The organism is Trinickia sp., assembly GCF_051953405.1.
In the GTDB taxonomy this organism is placed as follows: domain Bacteria; phylum Pseudomonadota; class Gammaproteobacteria; order Burkholderiales; family Burkholderiaceae; genus Trinickia.
In genome coordinates this window covers 64,688-74,768 of record NZ_JBQCIV010000091.1, presented here as the reverse complement: position 1 = coordinate 74,768, position 10,081 = coordinate 64,688, and the positions used below count along the sequence as shown (strand labels likewise).

General features: G+C 63.1%; 6 protein-coding genes. 3 read left to right on the top strand and 3 right to left on the bottom strand.

From position 1 onward, the window contains the following. Together ACTHN9_RS16485 and ACTHN9_RS16480 are read right to left on the bottom strand one after the other, a co-directional pair. A partial coding sequence (locus ACTHN9_RS16485; RefSeq protein WP_440537847.1) for a UTP--glucose-1-phosphate uridylyltransferase occupies window positions 1-551 on the bottom strand: 551 nt, incomplete at its 3' end. Between the two features lie 53 nt (window positions 552-604). Continuing rightward, the gene (locus ACTHN9_RS16480; RefSeq protein WP_440537846.1) at window positions 605-3,487 is read right to left on the bottom strand and encodes a valine--tRNA ligase; all 2,883 of its coding nucleotides are present in this window, start codon (window positions 3,485-3,487) and stop codon (window positions 605-607) included. 216 nt (window positions 3,488-3,703) lie between these two features. Here ACTHN9_RS16480 and ACTHN9_RS16475 point away from each other — a divergent pair, with 216 nt between their 5' ends. From ACTHN9_RS16475 to ACTHN9_RS16465, 3 genes are all read left to right on the top strand, one after another. Continuing rightward, window positions 3,704-6,058 carry a UvrD-helicase domain-containing protein gene (locus ACTHN9_RS16475; protein WP_440537845.1) on the top strand — a complete coding sequence of 785 codons (2,355 nt, stop codon included), beginning with the start codon at window positions 3,704-3,706 and terminating at the stop codon, window positions 6,056-6,058. 113 nt (window positions 6,059-6,171) lie between these two features. Beyond that, the gene (locus tag ACTHN9_RS16470; RefSeq protein WP_440537849.1) at window positions 6,172-7,002 is read left to right on the top strand and encodes a 5'-methylthioadenosine/adenosylhomocysteine nucleosidase; all 831 of its coding nucleotides are present in this window, start codon (window positions 6,172-6,174) and stop codon (window positions 7,000-7,002) included. A gap of 507 nt (window positions 7,003-7,509) precedes the next feature. After that, window positions 7,510-9,399: a carboxypeptidase-like regulatory domain-containing protein gene (locus ACTHN9_RS16465; RefSeq protein WP_440537844.1), complete on the top strand. Its 1,890-nt coding sequence runs from the start codon at window positions 7,510-7,512 to the stop codon at window positions 9,397-9,399. A 106-nt stretch (window positions 9,400-9,505) separates the two neighbouring features. On the opposite strand, the gene ACTHN9_RS16460 is transcribed toward ACTHN9_RS16465, so the two are convergent. Then, window positions 9,506-10,075: a hypothetical protein gene (locus ACTHN9_RS16460; protein ID WP_440537843.1), complete on the bottom strand. Its 570-nt coding sequence runs from the start codon at window positions 10,073-10,075 to the stop codon at window positions 9,506-9,508. Window positions 10,076-10,081 lie beyond the last annotated feature (6 nt).

Here is a 10,081-nt window from a genome sequence, read left to right as displayed (position 1 = left end):
ACGCGCCCGTCGCCTTCGCCGATGGACACCACGCCGTAATTCTTGACCTGGTCCTCGGGCACCGGATCGACCGCGACGATGTTGCCGCCGTGCATGTGGTAAACATCTAGCATCTGGGCGAGGCAGCCTTTGCCCGGCGTCTGCACCAGCACATCGGGAAGAAGCAGCGCGAAAGGCTCGTTGCCGACGAGTTCGCGCGCGCACCACACCGCGTGACCAAGGCCCAGCGCTTCGGCCTGGCGAACATAGAAACAGTCGACATTCGCGGGCTTGATGCTGCGCACGAGGTCGAGCAGCTTCTGCTTGTTGCGCGCTTCGAGCTCGGCCTCGATCTCATACGACTTGTCGAAGTGATCTTCAATCGCACGCTTGCTGCGGCCGGTCACGAAAATCATTTCGGTGATGCCGGCGGCCATGGCTTCTTCGACGGCGTACTGAATCAGCGGCTTGTCGACGATCGGCAGCATTTCCTTCGGGCTGGCCTTCGTGGCGGGAAGAAAACGCGTGCCGAGGCCCGCAACTGGAAAGACTGCCTTGGTGACTTTTAGCATGGCATTACCCTAGTTGTACTGGTGGGACCACGTGCCCGAATCGATGCAAACGGTCAAGCCGGCAGGCGCGCAAGTTGCGCGCGGAGCTTGGCAATGGTGTCCCGGTATTGTGACAGCCTTTTCTGCTCTTGCTCTACGACGGAAGCCGGTGCTTTTGCGACAAAAGCCTCGTTTCCGAGCTTCGCCGAGCACTTGGCGATCTCGGCGTCCAGCCGAGCAATTTCTTTGCCAAGACGCTCGCGTTCGGCCGCGACGTCGATCTCGACGAGCAGCGCGAGCTTGTCGCCGCCGACGATGGAGACCGGCGCGCCTTGGGATTGCGCGTCGAGCGCGGCTTCATCGGCCACGATGCGCACCTCGGACAAACGCGCCAGCGCTTGTGCGTAAGGTGCGAACGTCTGCCATTGACCTGCATCGCCGTGCACAAGCAAAGGGACCTTGGTCGCGGGCGATAGGTTCATTTCGCCGCGTAAGTTTCTGCAACAATCGATCGCGGCCTTCAGGTCCATGGCCCAGCGCTCGGCATTTTCGTCGATTTTTTTCTGCTCGGCGCGCGGGTATCGTTGCACCATGATCGACGCCTCGCCGCTCGCCGCGCCCTGCGGGTAAGCATCGGTCAACGGCGCCACCTTTTGCCACAGCGCTTCCGTAATGAACGGGATGATCGGGTGCGCAAGCCGCAGCACCGTCTCGAGCACACGCAGCAGCGTGCGGCGCGTGGCGCGCTGCTGTTCGGGCGTGCCGTTTTGGATCTGCACTTTCGCCAGTTCGAGATACCAGTCGCAATACTCGTCCCACACGAACTTGTAGATCGCATTGGCGACGTTATCGAAGCGGTAATCGGCAAAACCCTTTTCCACTTCGGCTTCGACGCGCTGCAGGAGCGAGACGATCCAACGGTCCGCTTGCGAAAAATCGGTGTAGCCGCCGGGGCCGCAATCGCCGGGCGCGCAGGCGCCGGGTTTCGAAAAGCCGCAGTCGTGGCCTTCGCAGTTCATCAGCACGAAGCGCGTCGCATTCCACAGCTTGTTGCAGAAATTGCGGTAGCCCTCGCAGCGCGCGAGATCGAAGTTCACGTTGCGGCCGAGCGTTGCCATCGACGCCATCGTGAAACGCAACGCGTCGGTGCCGAACGAGGGAATGCCGTCGGGGAATTCCTTGCGCGTCTTCTTTTCGATCGACGCGGCTTGCTTCGGATTCATGAGGCCCGTCGTGCGCTTGGCGACGAGCGTTTCCAGATCGATGCCATCGACGATGTCGATCGGGTCGAGCGTGTTGCCCTTGCTCTTCGACATCTTCTGGCCTTCGTGGTCGCGCACGAGCCCGTGCACGTAGACGGTCTCGAACGGCACCTTCCCCGTGAAGTGCGTCGTCATCATAATCATCCGGGCCACCCAGAAGAAGATGATGTCGAAGCCCGTCACGAGCACAGAGGAGGGCAGAAATGCCGCCAGCTCCTTCGTCTCGTTCGGCCAGCCGAGCGAGGAGAACGGCACGAGCGCGGACGAGAACCAGGTATCGAGCACGTCGTCGTCGCGTTTGAGCGAGCCCGCATAGCCGCGCGCTTGCGCTTGCTCGCGCGCTTCCGATTCCGTGCGTGCGACGAACACTTCGCCGTTCTCGCCGTACCAGGCCGGAATCTGATGGCCCCACCATAGTTGCCGCGAAATGCACCAATCCTGGATGTTTTCGAGCCACTGGTTGTAGGTCGTCGTCCAGTTCTCGGGGACGAACCGGATCTTGCCGTCGCGCACGACGTCGAGCGCGACTTCGGCGATCGATTGGCCCGGGTGGAACGTGCCTTCGGGCGCCGGGCGGCTCATGGCAACGAACCATTGGTCGGTAAGCAGCGGTTCGAGCACGACGTTCGTGCGGTCGCCGCGCGGCACCATGAGCTTGTGGTCCTTCACCGATTCGAGCAGACCCAACGCATCGAGATCGGCGACGACTTGCTTGCGCGCGTCGAAGCGATCGAGCCCGCGATAGGCGGCGGGGGCGTTATCGTTGATCTTCGCTTCGAGCGTGAGGATTTCGATCTGCGGCAGGCCGTGGCGCTGGCCCACTTGATAGTCGTTGAAATCGTGCGCGGGCGTGACCTTCACGACCCCGGTGCCGAATTCGCGGTCGACGTAATCGTCGGCGATGATCGGAATCTCGCGATCGGCGAGCGGCAGCTTGACCGTCTTGCCGATCAGATGCGCGTAACGCTCGTCCTCGGGGTGAACCATGACGGCCACGTCGCCGAGCATCGTTTCCGGACGCGTCGTGGCCACCGTCAGGTGTCCGCTGCCGTCGGCCAACGGATAGCGGATGTGCCACAAGTGGCCGTTTTCTTCTTCGCTCGCGACTTCGAGATCGGACACGGCCGTCATGAGGACCGGATCCCAGTTGACGAGCCGCTTGCCGCGGTAGATCAAACCTTGCTCATAGAGCCGGACGAAGACGTCGCTGACCACCTTCGACATCTTCTCGTCCATCGTAAAGTATTCGCGCGACCAGTCGATCGACGCGCCCAGGCGGCGCACCTGATTGGTGATCGTGGAGCCCGACTTTTCCTTCCATTCCCACACGCGCTCGACGAACTTCTCGCGGCCCAGGTCGTGGCGCGAGACGCCTTGCTGATCGAGCTGCCGCTCGACGACGATCTGCGTGGCGATGCCCGCGTGATCGGTGCCGGGCAGCCACATGGTGTTATCGCCGAGCATACGGTGATAACGCGTGAGACCGTCCATGATCGTCTGATTGAACGCATGGCCCATATGCAACGTGCCGGTGACGTTCGGCGGCGGCAGTTGGATCGAGAAATTAGGACGGGGGGCGCCGGTCTCGTCCGGGGCGAAGACCGGCTTCGCGTATCCGCGTTTTTCCCATTCGGGGCCCCATTGGGCCTCGATCGTCTGGGGCTCGAAACTCTTGGCCAGCGTGGTGTCGGTCATGGTTGGAAATCCGCCGAAAAATGCCTGAAGTGAGATGGAGTATCCGTTCGAGAACCTGCGCGGGGCCGCAGCCGGGCCGCTTTGGTAGGTTCGAAACCGTCGATTATAAAGGGACGGCCGATGCACACGGCGCTCGGCCTTATAATGATGGGCTCGCAACGCGTTGCCGCACGCGGCATTGCGCGCTCCTTCCGCACGCTGAAGAACGCTTCCTCCATGCCAGAACTGCTCGCCAACCTGAACCCCGAACAACACGCGGCCGTCACGCTGCCGAACGAACCGGCACTGATTCTGGCGGGCGCAGGCAGCGGCAAGACGCGAGTGCTCATTACCCGTATCGCCTGGCTGATCCAGCAAGGATTCGCGTCGCCGGCCACCGTGCTGGCCGTCACCTTCACGAATAAGGCGGCACGCGAAATGATGAGCCGGCTCTCGGCGCTCTTGCCGATCGACACGCGCGGCATGTGGATCGGCACGTTCCATGGCCTGTGCAACCGGATGCTGCGCGCCCATCATCGCGATGCGGGGCTGCCCGCGACGTTCCAAATTCTCGACACGGCCGATCAACTGTCGGCGATCAAGCGTCTGATGAAGGGCCTGAACGTCGACGACGAAAAATATCCGCCGAAGAACCTGCAGTACTTCATCAACAACGCGAAGGAGCAGGGGCTGCGGCCCGACCAGGTCGATGCGAGCGATAGCTTCAACCTGAAATTCGTCGAACTGTACCGCGCGTACGAGCAGCAATGCCAGCGCGAGGGCGTCGTCGATTTTCCCGAACTGCTGCTGCGCTGTTACGAGCTGCTTGCGCACAATGCGCCGCTGCGCGCCCATTATCAAGCGCGCTTCAAGCAGATTCTCGTCGACGAGTTCCAAGATACGAACAAGCTCCAATACGCGTGGCTCAAGCTGCTGGCGGGGCAAAGCAATTCGATCTTCGCCGTCGGCGACGACGATCAATCGATCTACGCGTTCCGGGGTGCGAACGTCGGCAACATGCGCGACTTCGAACACGAGTTCAACGTGCGCAACCTGATCAAGCTCGAGCAGAACTACCGCTCGCACGGGTACATCCTCGATACGGCGAATGCACTGATCGCGCACAATTCGCGCCGCCTCGGCAAGAACCTGCGCACCGACGCGGGGCACGGCGAGCCCGTGCGCGTGTACGAAGCCGCCACCGATTCGCAAGAAGCGGGCTGGATCGTCGAAGAAATTCGCGCGCTGATCAACCAAGGTCTCGCGCGCGGCGAAATCGCCGTGCTCTATCGCAGCAATGCGCAGTCGCGCACGATCGAACATACGCTCGTGAACGCGGGCATCGCCTATCGCGTCTACGGCGGCCTGCGCTTTTTCGAGCGGCAGGAAGTCAAGCATGCGCTCGCCTACTTGCGCCTGATCGACAATCCGAACGACGACACCGCGTTCGCGCGCGTCGTCAATTTTCCGACGCGCGGGATCGGCGCGCGCTCGATCGAGCAATTGGCCGATGCGGCACGCCTTTACGGCTGCTCGATGGCGGCCGCGATTCCGTACGTGACGGGCAAGGCCGGCACGAGCCTCGGCTCGTTTGCGAATCTCGTGGCGAAGATGCGTGTCGAGACGGAGCGCATGAGCCTGCCGGAGACCGTCGAGTACGTCGTGCGCACGAGCGGTCTGGCCGAGTTCTACCAGAGCGAGCGCGAAGGACAGGACCGGCTGGAGAACTTGCAGGAACTCGTGAATGCGGCCACGGCGTTCGTCAGCGAAGAGGGATACGGGCTCGACACGCCCGCGCGCTCGATTCGCCTCGCGCCCGGCGCGACGGCGGCGCCGGAGCTGGCGGTGGGGGCGATCGACGACGAAACCGTCGTGCTCGATGCGGCCAGCCTCTCCGACCCTGCGCAAAACCCCGACACCATGACGCCGCTCGCCGGCTTCTTATCGCACGCGTCGCTCGAGGCCGGCGAGAGTCAGGCACAAGCGGGGCAAGATGCCGTGCAGTTGATGACGGTGCACGCGGCGAAGGGGCTCGAGTTTACGGCCGTGTTCATCACGGGGCTCGAAGAGGGGTTGTTTCCGCACGAGAACAGCGCCAAGGAAACCGACGGGCTCGAAGAAGAGCGCCGGCTCATGTATGTGGCCATTACGCGCGCAAAGGAGCGGCTTTATCTGTCGTTGGCGCAAAGCCGGATGCTGCACGGACAAACGCGCTACAACGTGCGTTCGCGATTCTTCGACGAATTGCCCGAAACGACGCTCAAATGGTTGACGCCGAAGGCCGAGGCGGGATCGCGCTGGGGCGGGCGCTCCGATCATGCCGGCTGGGGCCGCGATTGGTTTGCGCGGCCCGATCGTGGCGGTCCTTCCGCGAACTTCGAGGCGGCGCCCCTGCCGGCATTCGCGAACGAACAGCGCGCGGCCGATACGGGCTTTCGCGTCGGCCAGCAAGTCTTTCACACCAAGTTCGGCGAGGGGGCGATCACGGCACTCGAAGGCAGCGGCGCGGATGCCCGCGCGCAGGTGCGATTCAAGCGGCATGGCGAGAAGTGGCTCGCTTTGGCTGTGGCCAAGCTGCAAGTGGTCGAATGAGACACGCGCGCCGGCTGCCCCTTCGTGCGACGACGTCCGCCGGTTAGGATCCGGCGCGAGTCCGACGCGCTATTGATATTGAGCACTACCCGATTGAGCCACACCCGATGAGCATGCACAACGAACGCAACGCATTTCACGAATACAGCGCACACAGCGATCGCAGCGCGGTACGCCGGCTCGGCGTATTGGCGGCGCTGCCGCAAGAACTGGGCGATCTCGTCGAAGCGATGCGCGCCGAAGGCGACATGCGCACGATTGCGCTGGGCCGGCGCGATTACCACGTCGGTACGGCGTTCGGCGTGCCCTGCGTCGTCACCTTGGCGCGCGTCGGCAAGGTGGCGGCCGCGGCCACGGCGAGCGCACTGATTCATGTCTTCAACGTCGATGCGATGGTCTTCACCGGGGTGGCTGGCGGGGTAGGTCGCGGCGTGCGCGTGGGCGATATCGTCGTCGCCGATTCGCTGCTGCAACACGATATGGACGCCTCGCCGCTGTTTCCGCGCTACGAGATTCCTTTGCTCGACCAAGCCCGCTTTTCCACCCATATGCCGCTGGCTGACGGGTTGGCCGCCGCGTGCGAGCGGTTCGTGGCGGAGGCGGGAGCCGCGCTCGTCGAGCGCTTCGGATTCGAGGCGCCGAACGTCCACCGCGGCTTGATCATCAGTGGGGACCGGTTCGTTTCGAGTGCGAGCGAGGTGCGCGCCTTGGCGAGTGCGCTACCCGAGGCCATGGCGGTGGAAATGGAAGGCGCCGCCATGGCGCAAGTGTGCTACGAGCACGATGTGCCTTGCGCGATCGTGCGGACGATCTCCGATACGGCCGACGATCACGCGACGGCATCGTTCACCAACTTCTTGACCGACATCGCCGGCACGTATTCGTCGGGGGTGCTTCGACACTTTTTGCGCGAGTATGCTGCGGCGGACGACGCCGGCGTCTAGTGGGCGGTTGCCGGCTGCGTGAGTAAGCTGTTCGCAGTAAAAGTGAAAGCCAATCGAGAATAAAGCGGATGCTCGTATTGCGCGTGGCCGGCTGCAACTGCACGCATCAGGAGAGCGATACACGGCAACAGCGCAAGAAAATGCGTCAGACTCGGCCGAAAAGCGTCCGATATTTTAAAATTCCGATAAAATTCGGGGGCGAACACCACATATGCGCATAAATGCCGCTTCCTTCGAGCTATTGCACTAGCCCTCTAAAGTTTTAGTTAGCTGTTCCGTTATCTGCTGAGGACGCAGGGCCCGAGTGAGGGCAGCGTCGATAACAATTTATGAAAAGAGAGATCAAGCAGAATGAAAAACGGAAATTCGGGGTTCGCGCGTCTAGCGATATGCGCGTCGATGGCCGCTGTGCTTGCCGCGTGCGGCGGCGGGGGCAGTAGCGGTAGCAGCAGTAGCAGCACGAGCGGGACCGGTCCAGGCCCCACCACCACGGCGGCCGCAGCCGTCATGAGCGGCACAGTAGCGATCGGCAATGCGCTGGTTGGCGCGTCGCTCACCATCACCGATGCCAACGGCAAGACCGTTACGGCAACCTCGGGCGCCAACGGCGCGTACACCGTGTCGATCGCCGGGCTCACCGCACCGTTCGTCATTACCGCGAGCGATCCTTTCGGGGCCTCCAGCAATCTGTATTCGATCGTGGTCAACGCGACTGCCGCAAACGGTGCCCCCGTCACGGCGAACGTCACGCCGCTGACGACGGCCGTGTCCGCGCTGCTGACTGCCAGCGGCAACCCGATCACGCTGACTCAGGCCGGTGGGCTGTCCGCCGTTAACGCTTCGACGGTGGCTGCGGCCGTGGCGACGCTCAACAACACGCTGGCGCCCATCCTGGCCGCTAATGGCCTGTCGGTCGCGTCGTTCGACCCGATCGGCGGCGCATTCACGCCGAACCAGACCGGCGCCGATGCTGTGATCGACTCCGTTGACGTCAGGCCCGCTGCGAACGGCGGCGGCTTACAGATGTCTAGCGTTGCCGATCCGAACACGTTCATCCCGTTGCGCCAGGGCGCTACCGCGTCCACCACGTTGAAAAATCCTCCGCAGCCGGCGACCTACTTGACGCCGTTGCTCGCCCAGTTGACTCAGTGCATGGCGGGGCCGGCCGATGGCTCCGCCCCGGCGTGCGCCACCGCGATCGACGCGCATTACCTCAGCTACGGCAATCGATTCCAAGGTGCCCATTCCACTTGGCTCATCGGCACCGGCACGACGCTCACCGGCGCCAAAACAGTCGCATTCCTACCCAGCGGCACCTTGCCGGGCATCAACAATCCGGCGGCGCTCGTGTACCTTCTGTACACGCAACCTGACGGCATGCCCAACTTCACGCCCGAAATCGTCCAGCAACTACCAGGCGGCAACTGGGACTTCATCGGTAACCAGGAGCAGTACATCCTCTCGATTGCGTCGTTCGTGGGCCGCGTGCAGTTCACCAACGCGACGGAGGTCAACAACTCCCGCTACGAGTCGGGCCTGAATATTCAGATTCCTTCGACTGTCTACGCTGCAGACGGTAGCGGGAGTTTCGCAGTCGGGTCGGCGCTGGTGACGGGTCCTGGACTGCCGGCAAATGGGGTGCGTATGCTGCGCTCCGGCATCGGGGTGGCGGGTCAAACTGCGTCTACGCGGCCGTTGACCTTCCCGCTCGCTACGCTCACGGCAACGCCGGTGTCGCTGGCGGCCAATAACTTTAGCTGGCCCGATACCGGCATGAGCACGCAATACAAGTGGTCCTGGGCTCCGCTTTCGGGAGGCAGCTTGTCGTTCTCGCCCAGCACGCCCGACTATGCGGCGGCACCAGTCGATGTGTCGACCATCCAGCCTTACGGGATTTACACGATCACGCTGTTCGATTCATCGGGCAACCTGATCGGCACGCCCCAGAAGGCGATCAATACCGCCGCGAACATGAGCGCGGTAGCCGGGGCGACGGTACCGTGGCAAACGCTCGGCAACGATGTGATCGCCAACCTGCTGACAGCAGGGGGGGCAGGAACGTCGACCGTGACGGCGACAAGCATACCGAGCGCCACGGTCGACTGGACAGTGCCGACGACGAGCGCGGTCTACCCCAACGGGTGGGCATCGATCAACGTGCAGAGCCGAGCGTTCTCCGTGACGGGTTCATTGCCGTTTCCGGCAGCGGGTGCGGACGACATGTGGTTCTTGACTACGGCGCAAAGCACCACGACGCACGCCATCACCATTACGAACTACGGCGAGCAACTGGCACCGGACCTGCCGCTTAGCAACGGCGATTCCGCGGCGCAAGTTCAATTGGGCTGGCAGGCTAACGGCGAGATTTTCACCAACACTTGGCAGTACGACAACTGATCGCCTATTCAGGACCGCGACGCGCCGATAGGCGTATCGCGGTTCGAGGCGACGGACCAACCGCTCGGTCGCCGGCTCGACGCCGGGATCGAGCGCTTCACAGTCTTTACCGTTCCACATCCACGACCCAATTGGGCTGCGCGTATTGGACGAGGCCGCTTTCATAGAGTGCGTTCGCTAGATCGAGCGCCGGCTCGCCCGCAATGGCGCCGACTTTGAACACGATGCCGCCGGCGATCGGCTCGGCGCGCAGGCCGCGCTCGGCTAACCACGCTTGAACCCGCTCGACCTGCCGGCCGCCGGCAAGCGTGAAGAGGATGCCCGGGCCTTGTTTCAAGAGTCTCGATCCGCGCGGATCCGCGGCCGTCGAATAGACGGTGACGGCAGCGCGACCGATCGCATCGCGTCCGCCGCTGCCGCCGCTTCTTTTTCCGTCGCTTCTTTTAACGCGAGCTTGGAACGACTCCAAATCGCGCGGCACGCCGCGCTCCGACGCACGCCCGTTCGATGCGGACTGATCGAGTTGCGGCTGACGGTATAACGGGATCTTGGTCGCGCCGTCGTACCAGTACCGTGCCGGTGTGTCGGCGTGCGCCGCGATGCCGGGCGGCAAGCCGAGGCTAACGAGTGCGACGGCGCATGCGGCGAGCCTACCGTGTTTGCGTAGATTCATCATGGGTCG